The 1057-nt window shown below is 62.2% G+C and carries 1 protein-coding gene; it reads left to right on the top strand.

Translation table 11 applies throughout. The annotated features are described in order from the left end of the window. Nucleotides 1-1057, top strand: a 1057-nt coding sequence (locus DBR20_RS02185) for an efflux RND transporter permease subunit (protein WP_181392996.1), incomplete at both ends; no start/stop codon positions are given.

The following is a 1057-nucleotide window of genomic DNA, read 5'->3' as shown; positions in this document are numbered from 1 at the left end:
GAGATCTACAAGCAGTTCGCCCTGACCATCGCCATCTCGATGGCGTTCTCGGCGTTCCTGGCACTGGGCTTCACCCCGGCGCTGTGCGCGACGTTCCTCAAGCCGACGCACAACGACAACCCGAACATCATCTACCGCACCTTCAACAAGTACTACGACAAGATCAGCCACACCTACGTGGGCCACATCACCTCCGCGGTGCGCCATGCACCGCGCTGGATGATCCTGTTCGTGGTGCTGACCGCGCTGTGCGGCTTCCTGTTCACCCGCATGCCGGGCAGCTTCCTGCCGGAAGAAGACCAGGGCTATGCACTGGCGATCGTGCAGTTGCCGCCGGGCTCGACCAAGAGCCAGACCAACGAAGCGTTCGCACAGATGCGCGGCATCCTGGAAAAGCAGGATGGTTATGAAGGCATGCTGCAGGTGGCCGGCTTCAGCTTCGTCGGTTCCGGCGAAAACGTGGGCATGGGCTTCATCCGCCTGAAGCCGTGGGAAGAGCGCAAGTTCACTGCTCCGGAATTCATCCAGAACATGAACGGCGCGTTCTACGGCATCAAGGAAGCGCAGATCTTCGTGGTCAACCTGCCGACCGTGCAGGGCCTTGGCCAGTTCGGTGGCTTCGACATGTGGCTGCAGGACCGTAGTGGTGCCGGTTACGAGCAGCTGACCCAGGCCCGCAACATCCTGCTCGGCCAAGCCGCGCAGAAGCCGGACCATCTGGTTGGTGTGCGCCCGAACGGCCTGGAAAACGCCCCGCAGCTGCAGCTGCACGTGGACCGCGTGCAGGCGCAGTCGATGGGCATGTCGGTGTCGGACGTGTACAGCACCATCCAGTTGATGCTGGCCCCGGTGTACGTCAACGACTTCTTCTACGAAGGCCGCATCAAGCGCGTGACCATGCAGGCCGATGGTCCGTACCGCACCGGCCAGGAATCGCTGAAGAGCTTCTACAGCCCGTCCAGCCTGACCACCAATACCGATGGCACCAACGCGATGATCCCGTTGAGCACGGTGGTCAAGTCCGAATGGGTCTCGGCACCGCCGTCGCTGAGCCGTT

Source organism: Stenotrophomonas sp. HMWF023, from assembly GCF_003060985.1.
Lineage (GTDB): Bacteria > Pseudomonadota > Gammaproteobacteria > Xanthomonadales > Xanthomonadaceae > Stenotrophomonas > Stenotrophomonas lactitubi.
This window is presented reverse-complemented; position numbering and strand designations above follow the sequence as displayed.